Source organism: Streptomyces sp. NPDC048349 (assembly GCF_040651925.1).
Classification (GTDB): Bacteria; Actinomycetota; Actinomycetes; order Streptomycetales; family Streptomycetaceae; genus Streptomyces.
The window spans coordinates 17,322-36,649 of the sequence record NZ_JBEZLA010000025.1 but is presented as its reverse complement, the minus strand read 5'-3'; the positions used below and the strand labels follow the sequence as shown (position 1 = coordinate 36,649).

Genomic DNA, 19,328 nt, shown 5'->3' with positions numbered 1-19,328 from the left:
GGCCCCCCGGCGGCAGCGGTACGGCCGCCTTCCAAGAGATCGAACATCCGATCGAGGACCCCCTTGAGGTCCTGCCACGGGTTCCGGTCCTCGCCGTCGACCGCCACGCCGCGCCGAGTCCTCGGCTGTCTCGGCTCCATGTGTGCCACCGTTCCTCGTCCTGCTCCCACCGTGTATCGGCCGTCCGTCTACCCGGCCGCAGCGGTCAGACGGCGCCTTCCCGGGTACCGACCGTTCATGCCGCCCCCGTCCTCAGGCATGCTCCTGCGTGCGGGCTCCGACGTGTTCCTCGACGACGTTGGCGAGCCGTCTGAGCATGTCGCGGTGGCGCAGCTGGATCAGGGCGTCGAGCGCGGCGTTGTGCAGGGTGCCGCCGATCCCGCGCAGCGGGTGCTCGTCCACGATGACCAGGGACTCCTCGCCCCACGGGCGGACCTCGATCGCCACGCGTGCCGTGCCGACGGGGCCGCTGTCGACTTCCAGCTCCAGCTCGGCGGGAACGTCGACCCGCCGCACGACCGTGGTACCCGAACCCGTCCACGGTCCGATCCGGACGGTGTACTCGATGGCCGAACCCAGTTCGGGCCACCGGCCGCGGGCAACGCGGGAATCGCTGGTGCCGACCACCCAGTCGGCGTAGCGCGAGCCGTCGGCGAGTACGGCCCACACGTGGTGCGGTGCGGCGTGGATCAGTCGGTGTCGTACGGCCATGGTCACTCCCCAGGGCGAAGGCAGGGATCGTTCGGCCCCCCGGTTCGGGTGGGGCCTGCGGCAGTGCCGCCGGGGCCGAGGAGGCCGGTGGGCGGCAGGGGTGCGTCCCCGCGGGCCGCGAGGGCCTGCCGGGAGCGGTGTGCGACGACGGGTGGCAGGAGCGTCCGCGCTGCATACACCCCGCGCAGCCACGGCGGGGCGTAGATGTGCGCGGACCGGCGTTCGATGCCGCGGACCATGGCCCGGACGTAGGGGGCGGGGTCGTGGATGACGGAGGCCGGCCACGGCAGGTGCGTCCGCAGTTCGCGGAAGACGGCCGTCTCGTCGGCTTCACGGATCAGGGCGGTGTCGGCCCAGTTCAGGTAGGCGATGCCGACACCGACGCCGCGGTGCGACACCTCCGCGCGCAGGGCGTGCGCGAACGCCTCGCCGCCGGCCTTCGACGCGCAGTACGCCGTGAGCAGGGGGGCGGGCGCGAGCGCCGCCATGGAGGCGACCTGCAGGTAGTAGCCGCGGGTGTGCAGCAGGTCCGGCAGGAAGCAGCGGGCCGTCAGGGCGCTGCCGACGACGTTGACCTCGATCACCCGGCGCCAGGCGTCGGTGGCGCAGTCCAACAGGGGACCGCCGAGGGCCACGCCGGCGTTGGCGACGACCACGGACGGCCTGCCGAGGGTCCGGCGTACCGCTTCGGCGGCGATGGCGAGACCGTCGGCATCGGTCACGTCCACGGTCCAGTGGGCAGCCGCGCCGGGCAGGTCCGCCGCGAGGCGGGCGAGGCGCTCGCCTTCCAGGCCCACCAGCGCCACCCGGGCGCCGTGATGACACAGCGCGTAGGCGAGCCCCTCGCCGAGTCCGCGTGCAGCGCCGGTGACGACGGCGACGCGGCCCTCCAAGGGCCCCGGGCCACCCGGATGGTCACGCCGACCGCGGCTGGTCATGCCGGGCGTCTGCCCGCCCGGCCGGCTCCTACACGGGCCGGGCCGGCGCGGTGAGGCCCACGCGTCACCCGACGGCGGCCGCGGTCGGCTCCTGCCGGTCAGCTCGGCGGTCCGGCAGCGGCCTGCGCATCGCGCTGTGGCCGCGGAGCTGCACCTGCTTGTCGAACATGGTCAGCAGCGGGAGGGGATCGGCCATGCCGCCGTAGACGCCCGACACGGAGACGGTGCCGCCCCGCCGGACGAGGTCGATGGCCAGGTAGAGGGCGGAGAGGCGGTCCACTCCGGCGCGCTGCATCAGCTTCGCGGCCAGTGCGTCCGGCAGCAGGGTGGTCGCCTGTTGCATGCCCTTCGCCAGGGCTGGGCAGCGCCGTGGGCTTCCATGCCGACGGCGTCGATGACGGAGTCGCGGCCCCGCCCGCCGGTGACCTCCTGGACGGCCTTGGTGATGTCGCCGCCGTACTCGTTGAGGTCGAAGACGACGCGGTGGGCGCTACATGACGTGGCAGGTGCCGCCGCGGACCATCTCCAGGTGCATGGCGACGACCGGGCGGGCCTTCTCGGCCGCACTGGTAACGGCGTCATCGGTGCCCGCTCTGATCTGCTGGTCGATCAGCTCGAGGGTCTTGGTGTGGCCGGCTTCCTGGTCGGAGAGCCAGGCGGCGTCGTACCCGGCCGTCCCTGCCTTCTCCTGGACCGCCTTCAGCTTCTGCTGCTGCTCAGCCGTCGGCGCGGTCGGCAGCGTCAGGTTGCTCTTGTCGGCGAGCGCCTTCAGGTCCGCATCCAGCTTCTGGTGATCGGTGACCAGCTTCGTCCCGACTTCCTTGACGCAGGAGGTCAGGGCGTGCTTTTGCGCATCCTGGCCTGCCGCTATCTCGGCCAGGTTGCTTTGGTGCGCGGCCTGGACGAAGGCGGTGTCCTGGTTTCCGGCAGGCGTGGCGGCGAACGCCGCTGGGGAGCAGACCCCGCTCACCGCGGTCATGACGGCCGCCGAAATCAGCAGACGATTACGCATCGCTCTCATCTCCTTCCACGCGGCCCGGGCCACAACAGCCACGGTCTTGGCCGCGTTCCTCCTCGGCCCCTACCCGGTTCAAGACCGCCAAACGGACCGGTCCCCAGCGCAGCCGTCGGCCGGCGCCATCGCGGAAGCGATTCCGCACAGCCGGGGATCCGGCCCTTTGTCAGGACTTTCCCATGGCTTTGCGTACGGCGTCCTTGGTGCGGTCCATCAGCGCCACGACCGGTCCCAGCGCCACGTTGGCCGCTCCGGACTCGATGCCGGGATGCGGCCGGGTGGGAGCCATGGCCTCAGCGGCTTTGACCGCCTTGGCCATGGCGGCCAGGGTGGCGACGTCGGTGCTTCGGCGGATGTGGGCGAACTCGTAGCGCTCCTCGGCGCGGGCGTGCTCCTGGACGTCCGTCCGCAGCTTCATGAACCGTGGCATGAACGTCGGGTCGCCGGTGTCGAGGTCCTCGAGCGCCATCAGGGTCTCCTTGGCGGCCTTCTCCTCGGCGAGGCGGTCCTCGACGACCTCCGCACCACCGGGCAGTGCACGGCGCGCGAAGGGGTGCACGACCTCTTCTTCCGCCGTCTCGTGGACGGCGAGCAGGCGCACGAGGCGGTGGAAGGCGTCCCGGCGCTCGTCCCCGGTCGCCGCCTCGACGTCGTCGAAGAGGTTGCGGATGTCTCCGTGCTGGCGCATCAGGAGTGCGACGACGTCGGTGTCGGGCGCGTGGTCGTCCCCGGCCTGGGGGGTTTCGAGGTCTGACACGTCCCCCCGCCTCACTTCTTCTCGCGCAGGGCGGGGTCCGGGTGCCGGCCCTCGGTCTCGACGCGGTACTCGCGGCCGAACATCGCGTCGTGCTCGGCCATGACGCGCTCGCTGGGCGGTTCCTCACCGCCGTGGATCTGCTCCTGCATCTTCTCGAACCGCTCGTGCGCCTCGCGCACGTAGCCCGCTCCGAGCGTGGTCAGGTCCATCTGCGTGTCCAGCAGTTCGCGCAGGTAGTCCTTGTTCGGCTCGAAGGTGAGCACGTTCGGCAGCTCCGGCGCCAGGATTTCCGCCGGATCCTTGCCGTCGATACGGCGCATCAGGTCGCAGGCGGTGTGGAGGTGCTCCAGCTCCATGTTCAGGTGGAGCTCCCACACCGCCTTCACCTTGGGGTCGCTCTCCTGCTCCATGAAGGAGTGGTAGAGGTAGCACTCGTTGTACTCGTGGGTGACCAGCTGCTCCCACCACGTCTCGCCGGGGTCCACGAGGGACTCGTAGTGCGTGACGTGTTCCTCCTCGATCAGCCCGATCTCCTCTAGAGCTGACGGGCGATCGGCTCCATGTAGGTGGGGCCGGTGTTCATGTAGAAGTTCATCGTCTGCTGCTCCGCGGACAGGATGGTCAGCGCGTGCAGCTTGGACAGCGGGTCCGTCGCGGCCTTGTCGTAGGCGTCGCGGACGTTGTCGACCGGGTCGCGGTGGTGGAACTTGGTGGGCCGGCCCGGCATGACCTCGGTCAGTCCGTCGACGATCGCCTCGGCCTTGCGGTGTTCGATCATCTCGTAGAGGTTCGCGTACCGGTAGAGGTGGTCGAAGTCCTCCAGCACGCCGAACTCGTACGCCTGGCGCAGATACGGATCCGGCTCCATCCGGGCCACCCACGAGGTCAGGTCCACCGCCACCTGCTCGTAGGCGATCGTCGTCTCCAGCACCGACGACACCCCTGGCAGCAGCCAGTTCACCACCTTCTGCTGCTGCGCCTCGATGTAGCGGGTCTGCGCCAGCTGCCGCTTGACCTCGGGATCCACGGTATTGCGGGCCAGCTGGTGGCTGAACAAGATCGCCTCCACCTCGATCCCGTTCATCGTGATGATCCGGCACCGGGTGTACGGGTCGCAGCGATCGGGGTCGATCGGCTTGACGTTCAGCTCCCGCCAGTTGCGCAGCTGACGGTCCAGCGGAATGCCCCGCTGCTCCAACGGATTGAACGTCATCCGGTACTCCCGAGGTAGAGGAAGGGCACGCGGTGCGGTTACCCCGACACACTCGGTGAACGCAGGGTGCCGCGACGAGTTTGGCGCCGGGCCTATGGCATGCGCCTACTGGTGTACGGCCGGGAGTGCGTGGTTCGCCCGGACGGCCCAGCCGGGAGGCGGGCCACGGGCACGGAGGGCTGCTGAAGGCACCGAGCCGGGACGCAGGTGTCGGTCGGGCACAAAGAGGGCAGGGCCGGGTGCAGCCCCGCGCAGCGGTGGCTGCACCACGTCTCGGTCGGAGCGCTCCTACTCCTGAGCCTTCTGCTGCAAGGCACTGTAGGCCAGCTGGAGGGCGTCCGCCCCGGCGAGCGCCGTGAGCGCGCCGGTGACGATCCTCGCCTGGCGCGGCCACAGCATCTGAGCGCCGGTCAGGGTGGTCACCACCCAGACTGCGACGCAGAACGGACAGGTGGCCAGGGCACCCACGGTGCCACCCACCCCGGACTCGGTCCGGGGCTCCTCCGTGACCTCGGACGGCCCGGCCGCCTCCTTGAACCGGGTGAACGGCGCACGCAGCGGGCTCGTCACCACGCCCTTGCTCAGGAGCCGGCTGAGGCGAAAGGCCGCCACCGCCGTGAGGGCCAGATCCCCGGCCCGGAGTGCGTCCGGCACGCTGCGACCGTGTCGGCGCAGCACGGCCGTCCATGCGGTGGCGTACAGCCCGAAGACCGCCATCGACCCCGCGTACCCGGGCAGTTTGGCCTCTTCCTCACCGCCATAACCCTGCATCAGCCCGGTCAGGCACGTGTGGATTCGGGACCGCTCAGGGGTGCCCCCCGGAGCGCCGGACAGGTGGGCAGACGCGCCGAGGGGGTGGGTAGGGGGCCTGCTTTCACTGTTCACTACGTGCCTTTCCGAAGGAACTGGCTCCAGCTCGAGGGCACTCTTTGACCGGGTGCCCAGCGGGACCCCTCTGAACCGCGCGTCGCGAGACGAACCACCGATGAGGCAGCTGCAGCGAAGGCCGGCGCGGGGCCGCTGCGACGTTGCGGTGCCGAGGCGGACGGAGCCGCGCTTCGGAGCAGGAGACCGGCCGCCCGGCCCCCGGGTTCGCGCCGTCAGCGCGTTCCCGGCATGGAACGGCCTGTCCCGGGACCGTGGCGGCGGGTGTCGTTGTCGCGGGCGGCGGAAGCCGCGGCGAGGGCGAGAAGGGTGGCGATGACACCGGTGATGAGGTTGCTCGTGATCGAGCGGGTGTGGGCGACGTCGCCGGCGACGACCCAGGGGGCGACGCAGGTCCAGATACCGATGGCGGCCGCGGCCCAGGCCATGGAGTGGGTGCGTTCGTAGGAGTTGCCCAGGCCACCGAGGAGGAGCATGTAGGCGATACCGGCGATGAGGTTGGTGACCGCCAGGGTGGTGAAGCCGTTGAAGCCGACGATCCAGGGAGAAGCGGCGAGGTAGAGACCCGTGAGCAGGGCCAGAGCCTCGATCATCTGGGCGCGCGGGGTGGCTGCCGCACGGTCGTGCCGGGCGCGCAGTTCCATCAGGTCGGGGTGCTCTTCGATGGATGCGCGGTGGGTTGACGCCATGATGACCTCCAGAGAGGGTGTGATGACCCGCATCTACCCAGCAATCGGGTCTTACACGGGCAAATGGTGCGGCGCTTAGCGCGAGTCTTGGCGCGGATCACTCCGGCCATGCCTCCGCCGGGCCGGCCTGCTGACCGAAACGTCCTTGGCTGGGGTGCCACGGTGCGGGCGGATCCCCCCTCCAGGGGCGCATCTGCGGCGCTCGGGGGGGGTCCCTACGGCCCGGTCGGGGCTTCGACGGTGCGCGGCGTCGGGGCCGGGGCCGGGGCCGGCTGGCGGCGTCGGCGTTGCCGGGCCCGGCCGGCGGCCCGGTACCAGGAAGCAGCCACGACGGTGGCTACGGCCCCTTCGACCAGATCGCCGCCGTAGTACATGACCTGGGCTCCGGTGTGCAGGTCGGCGGGGGCGAAGACGGTGCCGGGGGGTGGCGCCGCGTACACGGCCTTGGCCAGCACGGCGTGCGCCGCTCCGGCAGTCAGCAAGGTCGCCTCGCGGACCCCGAGGCCCCAGTGGTGGCGCACGGGGTCGAGCTGACAGAGCGCGAAGGTGCACAGCAGACCGGCCGCCAGGACGTGCGCGTACACGAGGGCGTGCAGCCACGGATCGTGCTGCACGGTGGCGAACAGCTGCGTGCGGTACAGCAGCCAGAGGCCGCCGAGGTCGAGGAGGGCTGCCACCGGGGGGAAGGCCAGCCAGCCCACCGGTCGGGAGCGGGCCAGGGCCAGCAGGCCCCGGCGGGCCGTCCCCGGGGCCGTGACCCGCAGCGCGAGCGTGAGGGGGCGGGCCAGGACGAACAGGAGGGGCGCCGCCATCCCGACGATCAGGTGCTGCATCATGTGGGTGGTGAGCGGGCCGCCCGGCAGCGGCGCCACCGCCGCCGCGACCACACCGGAGCTGCCGGTGCAGAACGATGCGTCTCGCCACCCGGGCCAGAGGTCACCGCGGCGCCGCAAATGGTGTGCCGCCAACAGATAGACGGTGGCCCCCAGCACGGCCGCCAGGGCCGCGACCAGCCCGATAGGGCCGGCGCCCCCGATGTGGCCGGGATGGACGTGCCCGAGGTTCACGACGCCGATCCCGGCCTGCTCCCACGCCCTGCGCGGAGGGCCGTCACCGTGCCGATCAGAAGCAAGACCAGCGCCGCGGTGTTCCATGCCCAGTCGTACGGAGTGACGTCCACCCCATAACGGATCTGATGCAGACGCAGCAACTTGTGGTCGACGATCCCGGGGAACAGCTGGAAGACCCCCAGCCCCAGGAAGAACCCGGCCCAGCCGTGGGCCGCGGCCAAGGCGCGGCGGCGGCGCAGATCGGCGTGGAGAAAGAAGCCGGCGACCAGAGCAAGCAGCTCGGCGGTGTGCAGCAGGCCATCGGAGAGCAGCCCCACGCCTGCGGTCGAACGGTCGTAGAAGTGGTGCCAGCCCAGAATCTGGTGGAAGACGATCTCATCGACCGCAGCCATGACTCCGACCCCGATCAGGCCACACGCCACCATCGACCTGCGCCGCTCAGAGCGCGTGGGGGAGGCCGCGTGCGGGTGAAACGGTGCGCTCATCGGTTGCTGCCTTCCGCCGCGAGGGGGGTTCGGTCTTCCGCCCGCTACCCATACCCCGAGCCCCCTCCGCCCCGCACAGAGGGCCGCATTCGGGCGAGGCACCCGATACCCACCGCGGCCTACTGGGTCAGGTCCCGGCACCGGGTACCCGCCGCGCTTCGCCACGGGCCTACGCTGCCTGGTCCGTCCGCAAGGTGGCGCTGACCGGGTGCCCGGCGTGATCAGTCTGGGAACCACGGCGTCGTCTCACCACTCCACCACTGCGCCCTTTCCGCACGGTGCGTCAAACGTGCGTCACGAGCGTCAGTACATCGCCCGTAACGCACACAGCGCACATCACGCACGCTGCCCTGACCTGCAGGTCAGAAACCCTTTCCAAGGCTCAAGCATCGCGACGCACTCCACGTGGCGGGTCATCGTTTTCACTTCAACGGGGGCTTATCCAGGAAAACTGGCCAGAGGCTGTTTACCGGCTCTGCGAGTGCGCTGCTTCCAGGCCGGAGCGTCGAACGAGCGTCACGGGTCAGCAGGTGCCAGCTGGTGCCTTCGCACTACGGCCGGCTGCGGCGGGAGGCACGTTGCCGGGGCATCCTGCACGGCCCGCTCTCCGGTTGGAACCTAGTGTCGGCACGCTGGACCTCGCCAACGCCTTTGACTGCGCCCACCACCGCGCCCGCGCACTGGACGGCCTCTTCCCCTCCCTGACCACCCTCGCCCCACGGACGAGGCGTCCACCCACACCCGCCTCGGACCTCTTCACGCACCTGGGCACGCCGATTGAGTCCCCTCACGGCCCGCTCGCCGGCACGGTTGCACGGCCCGACCCGGGGGTCGTCGAGCTGCCGCTGCACATGGCCTGGTCCGGGATGACCTCGTACGACCTGGGCAAGCCGCACCAGCGGATGGGCCTGTACCGCACCGTCCTGCACCAGGGGTTACGCGAGGACCTGCCCCGCTACCTGACCGGGACCTGCTCCTCCATCTGTGGCCGGTGCTCCGCACCCTCGTCGGCCGCACTGTGCGCACGGTATGGGAAGACGTCTTCCCCCAGCTCGCCTCCCGCGCGCAGGCAGCCGCGTGACGGACATGCCGGAGCTGCACACACGGCTCCTGCGGGTGTGATCGCCCTCGGCCTCCCCATGCCCCCTCGTCCTCATCGGCGGCTTGCCATCCAGGCGCACCGCCTCGTGAACCGCCCCAGCCAGGGCCTCGACGTCGCCACCAAAAACCCGGCGCCCATGGCCGACACCGCGGCTACGCTGCGCGTCGGCCTGGAAGCCCGCGGCTGGAAGGTGCACACGCTGGAGACCGCCCCGCTGTCCGCCCCTTTACCGTGACCGACCCGGCCACCAGGCACGACTGCGAGGTCGACATCCTCAAGGAGATCTTCTGGCGACGGGTCGCCCAGAGCCCTTACGGCCCGTCCTCGCCGAGGAGGACGTGATCGGGACCAAGGTCCGCGCCCTCGCTGACCGAGGAGCGCCTCGTGACCTGACGACGTGTTAGCAGCCTCCCACCGCTGGAACAAGGATTCGGCCGCCGCCACGCCCGCGTCCGCTTCGAGCATGAAGACCTTCAGGCAAACTCGCACCGGAGCCGAGTGGACCGACGACGAAGCCTTCGCCGCCTACGGCCTGGACGAGAGCACCATCACCGCCCTAGTAACGGCTGGTGATCGCCACCATGGCCGCATTCTTGCCTGTCCCTCTGACAGATGGGCCTCTTCTCGCCATTCAGGCGGGCGGGCTTATGAGGAACCCTCCGTCCAGGTAGGCCAGCTCCCCGTCATTTCTCAGTGCCTCGCCTGGCCTGCCGTCCAGAAGCGGGTCCTGGGGGCCGGACTCCAACGGGGCCAGCAGTCACCGGCCCTGCGGCCCCACCGCCAGAGCCGGCAGCTACCTGGAGAGTCACCAGGCATGTAGGCCCTCCCTCGCCCTCGTACACGCCATCAGGCCGCGTGGTGGAGGAGCACACCATGCGCGGCTCGGCGAGCGGTCGACGAGCCGCTGCCACACGACACGGACGGAACGTGGCAAGGCCCAGCTCTCTGCCTCGTAGGCACCGATCCCCGCTCCGTGACACCCCTACAGAAGGATCCGGAGTGAGGGACATACCGCTCCTCGTGCCCTGCGGTAGGCATCGCAGCTAGGCGGCTGCGAGCAGGCTGGCAACTGCCATGACAAGGACACGACGGCCACGGAGGGTGGGGGCGGTATGAACGAGCCAGGCGAAATTCCGATGGTGATGGAGCGGCTGCAAGGGCACGCTGAACGCGCCTTCGTCGAGGTGCAGCGGGCGGACACGAAAGCAACAGCCTTGTGCGGAATAGCCTGTGGTCTGCTGGCTGGAGGAGTCGCCGTACTGTCGAGTGCACACGGCATGCCCGTGATCGGAGTGTGCTCCCTAGTCCTGATGTGCCTGTTGCTGATGGCTGCGATAGGGGCTGCGCTGCTCGCGCTGCGACCCGTGATCCCGATGGCGGGACTTCATGCCGAATTGATGGGCGAGTCGGCCGTACACCCCCAGGTGGTCGGTATGAGTACGGCCGCACGTGGGGAACTTGAACGGCATGTCGAGACCCGTCGGCTACAGGTGCTCGCCTGGCTGGCGGACAGGAAGCTGCGAGCTGCCCGTGTAGCCGTCGATTTTGCCCTAGCAGCTCTCTTGATGGCTGGAATGTGTCTATTGAGCAACATTCTGGTTAGTTGAGACGATCACCTAAGTGTGTTGGAGCCGCACAGCAGGGAGACGTGTGTATCAGTCGCATGCCACGGTGATCGGCAACAAGTTATGGGCACGCCTGAAGGTGCTCGCACCGCAGCGCGTCAGGCCCGCTCGGAGTGTGCTACTCCGCCAGGGAGATCCAGCAACGCACGTGATCGTGCTGGAATCCGGGTCAACGTTGATCACCCTCGCCGGAGACTGCGGAGAAAGGACGCTTCTTGCCATACGAGGCGCCGGCGAGTTACTCGGAGAGCTGGCTGTCTTGGACTCCCAGCCCCGCACCGCCACGGTCATCGCCGCCGAGACCTGCCACATCCACATCATCCCAGCTGCCGCCTTCCTCACCTTCGTTGAGGAGCATGATCTGCTCGCCCCTCTGCTGCGCCATGCCATCGCCCGGGTCAGGGAGTCGGAGGCCGTCCGGCTCGAACTAGCCACCGCGTCTGTGCCGGTGCGTCTGGCATCAGCCCTGTCCCGGCTGGTCGACGCCGCATCCACTTCCGCCTCGGATCTCGCCGTGCGACTGACCCAGACAGAGCTGTCTCAGATGATTGGGGCCTCCCGCAACGCGGTGGTCAACGCCCTCAAGCCCTGGCGCGAGCAGGACTGGGTCCGCACCACCTCCGGTGGCGGGCTCCTCGTTCGCGACATCCATTCGATTCAGTCGCACGCGCGTACGCAGGCGTGACAGGCCGCACTTCAGGTGTGCCCACTACTGGGCAGCGGCAGCCGTCCCCACCGATCAGCATGGGCACTCCCCTGACCGCCTGTGCTGAAAGGACGGTGCACAAATGGACGCGCCGCTGCACGTAGAACCCTTGGACGTGCCCGCCGAACTCGCCCTCGTGGCAATCGACATGGAGAAGTACAGCCAGATCCCCGAGGCGAAGATGGCCGCCGCCCGGTGCGACGTGGACGACATCGTGGCCACTGTACTCGCCGAATGTCAGCTGCCCGACCCGCACGAACTTCCCGGCGGCTATAAGGACAGCGGCGACGGGGCGATCCTACTGTTCCCGCCCTCGGTGCTGGCACGGCTCGTGGACCCACTGCTGGGCCGGCTCAATGCGGCTCTGGTGCGTTACGAGCGGCAGAGGCTGGCCAGCAGCCCCCTACTGCGGCTGCGAGCCAGCGTGCATGTCGGCCCCCTGCCCCTTCCCGAACACCGCGGTAAAGCGACCAACGATACCGTCCGGCTGCTCGACAGCCAGGCAACGCGCCAAGCATTGTCCGCCGCGAAGGACAGCGGGGCCTTCCTCGCAGCCGCGGTCTCCGAGGTCGTCTACCAGCGCACCGTCGCCGAGGGACGCACGCCGAATCTGGGTCCGCACCACTTCCTCGATGTGGTTGCCCGTGTCAGCGACAAGCCCGGCTTCGAGCAACCCTGCCGGATTCACGTGCCGGGCCTGACCGGCCCGGCCGTACGCCCCTACCTCAGCGATGCCGCATCGCCGACTTCTGCTCCCTCCTCTATCGCGCAGCCGAGCGATGCGTCAGCGAAACCGGTTGCCAGCAGCGGCGGCACGATCCAGTTCCACGGTCAGGTCAGCGACCCCACGATCGCCAACCGCATCGAAAACCTGCGGATCGACCGTCGCCAGCGGTGAGGTGTCCACCCACTCCTGCCCTTCTTCCCACAGTCACCCTGGAGTTTCCGCATGTCTGACGTACCGTTCGACCCCACGCGCTCCGACACCATTCCCTCGGCCAGCGGGGCCGACGAGAACCAATCCAGCGGCTCCGGCAGCTGGCTGCAGCGATGGCGTCCCGCCACGGACGCTTCCGATGGGCCGGACGTGAACCCCGACGACCCATCCCCTTCCTCTACTGCCCAAACGCCGGATGCTGTCCCGCCCACGCCGCGCGTGTACGAAACCGACGGTGCAGCGACAAACGTGTACGGGGGAGCCGACGTCGTCGCCAACGTCATCGAACAGCTGATCCTAGAGACCCGAAAGCGTGACTTGCTGGAGGGCGTCGTACAAAGCCGGGAGCGGGTGCTCGATCAGCCGTTCATTCGCAGCACGCACTGGGAAACGGTCTGGGAGCAGATCATCAATCCCGCTACCAGTCGCCCTCACCAACCCGTGATCATCATTGTGGCGCCCCGCTCGTGTGGCTCCACAACCCTCGCTCTGCGGCTGCTGGCCGAGCACACCGCTCACAACACGACGGTGGTAAAGCTGGACGCAGACTGGAAGACCCCCAGCAAGGGCCGCCTGCCGCTGGAGAAGGACCACGCCTACCAGCTTGACCTCAAGCACCCGGAGAACGATCAGGTATCGGCCGACTTCCTCAACGCGCTGTCGGAACACGCCACCCACCTCCGCGGCTGCCGCTCCTACATGGCGCTGACCGTGGCACAGGACCTGTGGAAGGATCACCGCCTCAGCGATCGTGACGGCATCCAAGTGGTTCGTCTGCGCGAAGCACCCGATGCCCAGGACGTGGTCGAGGCGCATCTGGACGCCCACGGCTACGGCCAGCTTGTCACATCGCTGCGCTCCCTCCCCAAGGCCACCGCTTCCTTGCGCGGACTGACGGCGGTGGCCGCCGTGCGAGCCGCGCACACCGTCGCGATGGCCTGGAAGGAACACACTCACGCCAGCTCGCAGCAGTCACTCGTGCAGACCGACAGTGAGGGCGAAACTCAGAGCACCCTTGAAGAACGCATCATCGCGGCGCTGACCGACTGGCGCAGTGAACTCGACAGCCGGTTCGGCGAGATGAACAGCCTGCATCACCACGACAACCCCTCACTCACTGTGGAGGACCGCTGTCTGCTGCTGGCCCTGGCCGTGCAGCAGTCCGCCCCCATGCCCGTTGTCGCGCGCAGTGCAGCCGCTCTGCTGGAAGCCGTCGGCGGCATCCCCGACGCTCCCGGCACAGCACCAGTATTCTCACCGACCCTCAGTGTGCTGGCCGGACGGGGAATGCGCCGGCGTATCCAGGATGTCGGGGGTCGAGTCGACACTCAGGACGCGGTGGTTTTCGACCGGCCCGCCTACGGACGCGCGGTGCTGGAGTACGTCTGGGACAACTATGACGTAATGCGCAGGCCCTTGCTGAACTGGCTCGTCGCGACAGTCCAGAATGCCGATCCGGAAGACCACGCAGTGGCCGCGTTGGCCGAACTCACCGTGCGGCACGGAACGGTGGACTACCTCACGACACTGGGCGAACTCGTCGGCAGCAGTCAACCAAAGGTGCTCGGTGCGGTCATGGAACGCGCCGTGCGCAACGAACACGTCGGACGTCTGGCGTGGGAGGCACTCTACGGGTGGGCGGAGCAGAAGAGTTACGCGCCCGCGGTAATTGCACTGTGCCGGCGCATCCTGGAGGACTCCTCCGCCGCCACCTCGCTTGCTAAGCGGGCAATGGTGCGCCTGCGCCGCGTCGCGCACAAGCACACCGACGACACCATAGTCAGCCAAGTCTTGGGTGCCTTCGATGCCCTGGTCCATAACCCCACCGTGGCCCAGCGACTGGCCGGTGAGGTCCACAGCTGGCAACAGGGCAAGGTCTCCGCACGCAGCGGCGCACTGGCGTTCCTCGCACTGATGACCGCCCGCCGCGACGACACGCCGTGGCTCGTGTGCTCCCCTCCCACGGACATCGACGTACCGCGAGCAATCCACGACCTGCTGTCCTCCTCGGCCACCGCTGCCCTGGTCATCTCGCGTCTAACGGACTGGATCCGGTTTTGTGCCGGACACCCCAACTCCTACAAACAGTTGCGCGACCAACTCCTGCCGGCGCTGCGCGGCCACAACATGTTCGAGGCCGGGATGCAGCTCATGAACGAACTGCGTGACATCTCCACCGCTGAGGGCGTCAGCGTGGCTGACGACTTCTACAACCACCTCGTCGATAGCCGTCTGCACACTGTCTTCCCGCTCGAAGGAAGCGTCGCATGAGGTGGCCATGGCACCGCGCAGTCTGCACGAGCACGTCCGTCCAGCCGCGCCGCCTGCCCAGCGCAACCGATGGCATCACCTTCGAAGTCGTGTACACGATCACCTGGCGACCACAGCGGCGTCTGCCTCCCAATGTGGAGGAGACAGTACGCGCCAGCGTGCATGCCGCGGCTGCCGAGATATCGGCATCTCTGGGAGCGTCGGATGTGCCAGCCGCACAAGACGCCGTCAACGCTGCCCTCGGCCGCCTGCCTCACCGTGCCCCGAACTACTACCTGCTGACCGCCCGAGCGGCTCTCGGTCTGTCCACCGCAGGACAGGAGTTACTGGCACAGCGGGCGGTGGACGAACAACGCATCCGCCGCCTGCGCTTCTTGAAGCAGAACCTCTACGATCGCCCCGACCTCGTCGTCCTTGACCAACTTGAGCAGCACACCCCCGGTGCGCTGGGCGACGAGCACGTTGCCGAACTCCAGCGCCTCGCCCGCCTGATCTACTCCTGCGACCGGTGGTGGTTCCCGCTCTTGCAGCAGTGGGAGCAGGTCGGTCAGGGGTTCAAGGACGTTGAGAAACGGCAACAGGCCATGCTTGTGCTGTCCGACTCTCTCAAAGTCCTGAATGACGGCACCCTATCCAGTGGTAACGCCCCGCCGGAAGCACCTGGGGGCGACGGCGCACCACGACGGGCGCATCCATGAGACTCGTCCTGTGGCGGGTACTTCTCGCTCCCCTGACCAGCCTCCGAGCCCTGCTCATCCAACGGCGCAGCACCACGCCTCTGTCCTACGACGTCGCGTGGCGTCAGGCCCGCCTGCACCGTTGTCCGGATGAAATGATCTATCGACTCCACGGCCACGATGCTGCCGCCACCCCAGATCGGACCTCCAGTGCCCGATCACCCTCCGACCCCACATAGCAACGACGCGGCAAGGCCGGACGATCTTGGCCCGAACCTTCACAACCGCGCAGGCGCCTTCGCCCTGTCGAGAAGCAGTAGAGGGAAGGCGCTCCACCACAGCGGAGCGCTCGCAAAGAAGGCGCCGTCAACGACTCCCCGACAAGGCCGTTTCCGGCATCACAATGCACTGATCCAGCCAGCCTCGCCGAAGGGAGTCGAGCGTCAAAGTCCCGACGACCGGGCATCGCGCAGCCGCTCCCATCGGTCACTCCAGCAAATCTTCAGGTGAGGCGGGCTAGACGAGCTCGACCTGTTGGATATCGCGAAACACGTCGACACACACTGGCGCTACTGTTAAAGCGCAGGTCAGCGGCCCTTTTCGGTAGGCTCAAGGATCGCCACGCACTCCACGTGGTGCGTCATCGGGAAGAGGTCGAAGACGCGGAGGGTGCGGGGCTTGTAGCCGGCTTCGGCGAAGTAGGCGAGGTCGCGGGCCAGGGCTGCCGGGTCGCAGGCCACGTAGGCGATGCGGCGGGCGGAGAGGCCCGCGACGTGGCGGACCGTCTGCTTGCCGGCGCCGGCGCGCGGGGGGTCCAGGACGACCAGGTCGCACTCCGTGATGCCGGTCTTCGGGAGGATCTGCTCGACCTTGCCCTGTTCGACGCGGACCCGGGGGAAGTCGGCCAGGTTGTGCCGGGCGTCCTCGACCGCGCGCTTCGTGGACTCGATGCCGAGGACCGCGCCCGTGTCTCCGAGGCGTTCCGCGAGGGCGCCCGCGAAGATGCCGACGCCGCAGTAGAGGTCGAGGGCCATCTCGCCCTTGCGCGGCATCAGGCCCTGCATGACGGCCTTGATCAGGGTGTCGGCGGCCTGGGGGTGGACCTGCCAGAAGCCGCCCATGCCGACGCGGTAGGTGCGGCCGTCGGCGCGCTCGCGGACGAAGGGGCGGCCGTGGACGCGGTGGACGCCGCCGTCCTTCTCCTCGACGCGCAGGACGGAGACCGGCTTGTCGAGTTCCACCAGGGGGAGGCGGCCGCCGGGGCGCGGGGTGAGGACGACCTGACGGTCCTGGGAGCCGGTCGCCGCGATGGCCTCGACCGTGGCCATCTGGGGCCAGTCCTGCTTCTCGATGCCCAGCTCGGAGACGCCCGGAGCCGCGATCATGCAGTGGTCGATCAGTTCGATGTCGTGCGAGCGGTGCTTGCGCAGGCCCGCGTTGCCGTCCTCGTCGATGGCGAACTGGACCCGGGTGCGCCACTGGGGGACCTGGCCCGCCGGCAGCTTGTCGCCCTCGGCGGGCATGACCGTGCCGTCCCAGCCGGCCTCCTCCGGGGTGAGGCCGGCGAGCCGCTTCAGCTGCTCGGCGACGACCTCGCCCTTGAGCCGGCGCTGGGCGCCCGGCTTGGCGTGCTGCCAGTCGCAGCCGCCGCACTTGCCGGGGCCGGCGTACGGACAGGGGGCGGGCACGCGGTCCTTGGAGGCTTCCAGGACCGTGATCGCGTCGGCGCGCAGGAAGCGGGAGTCCTCCTCGCCCTCCGTCACCTTCGCGATGACCTTCTCGCCGGGCAGCGTGTGGCGGACGAACAGGACGCGGCCGTCCTCGGTGCGGGCGATGCAGTGCCCTCCGTGCGCGACGGGTCCGACCTCGACCTCGTACTCCTCCCCGACCAGTGACTGCTTCTCGTTCTGCTCGGTCATGGTGGGGAGACTCCAAGGAAGGGGATCAAAAAGGAACGGCCGGACGACCGACCCACCAGTTTACGTGGATCTCGTCCGGCCGTTCACCACCCGGCTCAGTCCTTCGAGGACGGCTCCCGGGGCGGCCGCGGGGTGTCCACCGGGCCGCGGCGCACCGCGCCGGGAGCGTTCCACTCCTGGCGCTTCTTGGCCCGCTTCTTGGCGAGTTCGGAGGACTCGAGCTGGTAGGGCACCGAGGTGACCATCACACCGGGCGTGAAGAGGAGGCGGCCCTTGAGCCGCAGCGCGCTCTGGTTGTGCAGCAGGTGCTCGTACCAGCGCCCGACGACGTACTCCGGGATGTACACGCTGACGGCGTCGCGCGGGTTCTCGCTGCGCAGGCCCTTGACGTACTCCACCACCGGGCGGGTGATCTCCCGGTACGGCGAGTCGAGGATCTTGAGCGGGACGTTGATCCCGCGCCGCTCCCACTCCTGGCGCAGCGCCTTGGTCTCGACCGGGTCGACGCTGATGCTGAGCGCCTCCAGGGTGTCCGAGCGGGTCAGCTTGGCGAAGGCCAGGGCGCGCAGCGTGGGCTTGTGGACCTTGGAGACCAGGACGATCGAGTGGACCCGGGAGGGCCGCACGCTGTCGTCGCTCGGCCCCTCGGCGGCGGCGATCTCGGCGGAGACCCGGTCGTAGTGCTTGCGGATCGCGCTCATCGTGGCGTAGAAGATCACCATGCCGAGCAGGGCGACCCAGGCGCCGTGGGTGAACTTGGTGGCGAGGACGACGACCAGCACCATGCCGGTGAAGAAGGCGCCGAAGGTGTTGATGGCCCGCGAGCGGTGCATCCGGCGGCGGGCAGCCGCGTCGCGCTCGGACTTCAGGTGGCGGTTCCAGTGCCGGACCATGCCGATCTGGCTCAGCGTGAAGGAGACGAAGACGCCGACGATGTAGAGCTGGATCAGCTTGGTCGAGTCGGCGTCGTAGAGCCACACGAGCAGCATCGCGGCGCCCGCCAGGAGCACGATGCCGTTGGAGAACGCGAGCCGGTCCCCGCGGGTGTGCAGCTGGCGCGGCAGGTAGCGGTCCTGGGCGAGGATCGAGCCGAGGAGCGGGAAGCCGTTGTAGGCGGTGTTGGCGGCCAGGAACAGGACCAGCGCGGTGGCGGCGGCGAGCACGATGAACAGGAGGCTGCCCTTGCCGAAGACGGCCTCGGCCACCTGGGAAATCACCGGGTTCTGGATGTATCCCTCGCCGACGGGGACACCGCCCAGCAGCAGGTCCTGGGCCGGCTTCTCGGCCATCCGCACGTTCGTGGCCATGGCCAGGCCGATGATCCCGCAGAACATGGTGACGGCCAGGCCGCCCATGAGCAGCAGGGTGGTGGCCGCGTTCTTGCTCTTGGGCTTGCGGAAGGCGGGGACGCCGTTGCTGATGGCCTCGACGCCCGTGAGGGCGGCGCAGCCGGAGGAGAAGGCCCGCAGCAGCAGGAAGACCAGCGCGAAACCGGCCAGGCCCTGGTGCTCGGCCTTGATCTCCAGGTCCGCGGTGGGGGCCTTCATGGTGTCGCCGACGACGATGCCCCGCCAGGCACCCCAGGCGATCATGACGAAGACGGCACCGACGAAGACGTACGTCGGGATGGCGAAGAGACTTCCGGACTCCTTCACGCCGCGCAGATTCATCAGCGTGAGCAGAAGAATCATGATCATCGCCGAGAGCACCTTGTGCTCGATGACGAAATCGACGGCGGAGCCGAGATTCTCGACTCCGGAGGAGATGGAAACGGCGACGGTCAGGACGTAGTCGACGAGCAGGGCGCTCGCCACCGTCAGGCCGGCCTTGGGACCGAGATTGGTGTTGGCGACCTCGTAGTCACCGCCGCCGCTCGGGTAGGCGTGGACGTTCTGCCGGTAGGACGCCACCACCGTGAACATCAGCACGACTACCGCGAGCGCGATCCACGGGCTGAACTGGTACGCCGACACGCCCGCGATCGAGAGGACCAGGAGGACCTCGCCCGGGGCATATGCCACGGAGGAGAGCGGGTCGGACGCGAAGACGGGGAGGGCGATCCGCTTGGGAAGGAGTGTTTCCCCGAGGCGGTCGCTGCGTAGCGCCCGGCCGATCAGGATCCGTTTGGGCACGTCGGTCAGTTTGGACACGCAGAGGATCGTAAGCGTTCGAAATCGGACTGACGAACTCCCCACCCCTTCCCACCGCAATCCCGTTGCAATTCCTCCCCGTGTACACCCGCGGTGCGCACCCGGTGCAGCGCAAGAGGTCACACTCGTGACCGCCCGTGTGTAGCTTGGGCCATGGTCTGAGACCCTGTTAAACCAG

Annotated in this window: 15 protein-coding genes and 4 pseudogenes; 7 read left to right on the top strand and 12 right to left on the bottom strand. The window is 68.8% G+C overall.

All coding sequences use genetic code 11. The features are described 5' to 3' along the window. Nucleotides 1–252: 252 nt before the first annotated feature. The 10 genes and pseudogenes from AB0D44_RS16125 to AB0D44_RS16080 form a co-directional block, all read right to left on the bottom strand. Nucleotides 253–711, bottom strand: a complete 459-nt coding sequence (locus AB0D44_RS16125; RefSeq protein ID WP_362590443.1) for an SRPBCC family protein — start codon at nt 709–711, stop codon at nt 253–255. Nucleotides 712–713: 2 nt separating this feature from the next. Beyond that, nucleotides 714–1,649, bottom strand: a complete 936-nt coding sequence (locus AB0D44_RS16120; RefSeq protein WP_362590440.1) for an SDR family oxidoreductase — start codon at nt 1,647–1,649, stop codon at nt 714–716. A 121-nt stretch (nt 1,650–1,770) separates the two neighbouring features. Further along, nucleotides 1,771–2,120 (bottom strand): annotated as a pseudogene (locus AB0D44_RS16115) (glutathione-dependent formaldehyde dehydrogenase); the annotation flags it as partial. Nucleotides 2,121–2,139: 19 nt separating this feature from the next. Then, complete coding sequence (locus AB0D44_RS16110; RefSeq protein WP_362590437.1) at nt 2,140–2,661, bottom strand: DUF4142 domain-containing protein; 522 nt, start codon at nt 2,659–2,661, stop codon at nt 2,140–2,142. 169 nt (nt 2,662–2,830) lie between these two features. Further along, nucleotides 2,831–3,421 carry a hemerythrin domain-containing protein gene (locus AB0D44_RS16105; protein WP_362590434.1) on the bottom strand — a complete coding sequence of 197 codons (591 nt, stop codon included), beginning with the start codon at nt 3,419–3,421 and terminating at the stop codon, nt 2,831–2,833. Nucleotides 3,422–3,432: 11 nt separating this feature from the next. Beyond that, a pseudogene (locus AB0D44_RS16100) lies at nt 3,433–4,634 on the bottom strand (hypothetical protein). 288 nt (nt 4,635–4,922) lie between these two features. Then, nucleotides 4,923–5,405, bottom strand: a complete 483-nt coding sequence (locus tag AB0D44_RS16095) for a DUF1360 domain-containing protein (protein WP_362590431.1) — start codon at nt 5,403–5,405, stop codon at nt 4,923–4,925. Between the two features lie 329 nt (nt 5,406–5,734). Next, nucleotides 5,735–6,208 (bottom strand): SPW repeat protein, encoded by a 474-nt coding sequence (locus AB0D44_RS16090; protein WP_362590428.1) that lies wholly within the window; start codon nt 6,206–6,208, stop codon nt 5,735–5,737. Between the two features lie 215 nt (nt 6,209–6,423). Beyond that, nucleotides 6,424–7,275 (bottom strand): cytochrome c oxidase assembly protein, encoded by an 852-nt coding sequence (locus AB0D44_RS16085; RefSeq protein ID WP_362590425.1) that lies wholly within the window; start codon nt 7,273–7,275, stop codon nt 6,424–6,426. Further along, nucleotides 7,272–7,763 (bottom strand): DUF2243 domain-containing protein, encoded by a 492-nt coding sequence (locus AB0D44_RS16080; RefSeq protein ID WP_362590422.1) that lies wholly within the window; start codon nt 7,761–7,763, stop codon nt 7,272–7,274. Before AB0D44_RS16080 ends, AB0D44_RS16085 begins: the two co-directional genes overlap by 4 nt. 827 nt (nt 7,764–8,590) lie before the next feature. Between AB0D44_RS16080 and AB0D44_RS16075 the strand changes: the two are divergent. The 7 genes and pseudogenes from AB0D44_RS16075 to AB0D44_RS16045 form a co-directional block, all read left to right on the top strand. After that, nucleotides 8,591–8,844, top strand: a pseudogene (locus AB0D44_RS16075) (hypothetical protein); the annotation flags it as partial. Between the two features lie 5 nt (nt 8,845–8,849). Continuing rightward, nucleotides 8,850–9,424, top strand: a pseudogene (locus AB0D44_RS16070) (nucleotidyl transferase AbiEii/AbiGii toxin family protein); the annotation flags it as partial. Nucleotides 9,425–9,977: 553 nt separating this feature from the next. After that, nucleotides 9,978–10,472 carry a hypothetical protein gene (locus AB0D44_RS16065; RefSeq protein ID WP_362590419.1) on the top strand — a complete coding sequence of 165 codons (495 nt, stop codon included), beginning with the start codon at nt 9,978–9,980 and terminating at the stop codon, nt 10,470–10,472. Between the two features lie 13 nt (nt 10,473–10,485). Then, nucleotides 10,486–11,175 carry a Crp/Fnr family transcriptional regulator gene (locus AB0D44_RS16060; RefSeq protein ID WP_362590416.1) on the top strand — a complete coding sequence of 230 codons (690 nt, stop codon included), beginning with the start codon at nt 10,486–10,488 and terminating at the stop codon, nt 11,173–11,175. 103 nt (nt 11,176–11,278) lie between these two features. Further along, nucleotides 11,279–12,094, top strand: coding sequence for a hypothetical protein (locus AB0D44_RS16055; RefSeq protein WP_362590413.1), 816 nt, complete (start codon nt 11,279–11,281; stop codon nt 12,092–12,094). Between the two features lie 51 nt (nt 12,095–12,145). After that, nucleotides 12,146–14,404 (top strand): hypothetical protein, encoded by a 2,259-nt coding sequence (locus AB0D44_RS16050; RefSeq protein ID WP_362590410.1) that lies wholly within the window; start codon nt 12,146–12,148, stop codon nt 14,402–14,404. 89 nt (nt 14,405–14,493) lie between these two features. Then, nucleotides 14,494–15,102: a hypothetical protein gene (locus AB0D44_RS16045; protein ID WP_362590407.1), complete on the top strand. Its 609-nt coding sequence runs from the start codon at nt 14,494–14,496 to the stop codon at nt 15,100–15,102. A gap of 566 nt (nt 15,103–15,668) precedes the next feature. Here the strand turns inward: AB0D44_RS16045 and AB0D44_RS16040 are convergent. Further along, complete coding sequence (locus AB0D44_RS16040; protein WP_362590404.1) at nt 15,669–17,000, bottom strand: class I SAM-dependent RNA methyltransferase; 1,332 nt, start codon at nt 16,998–17,000, stop codon at nt 15,669–15,671. Between the two features lie 95 nt (nt 17,001–17,095). Then, nucleotides 17,096–19,150: an APC family permease gene (locus AB0D44_RS16035; RefSeq protein ID WP_362590401.1), complete on the bottom strand. Its 2,055-nt coding sequence runs from the start codon at nt 19,148–19,150 to the stop codon at nt 17,096–17,098. Between the last annotated feature and the right edge of the window lie 178 nt (nt 19,151–19,328).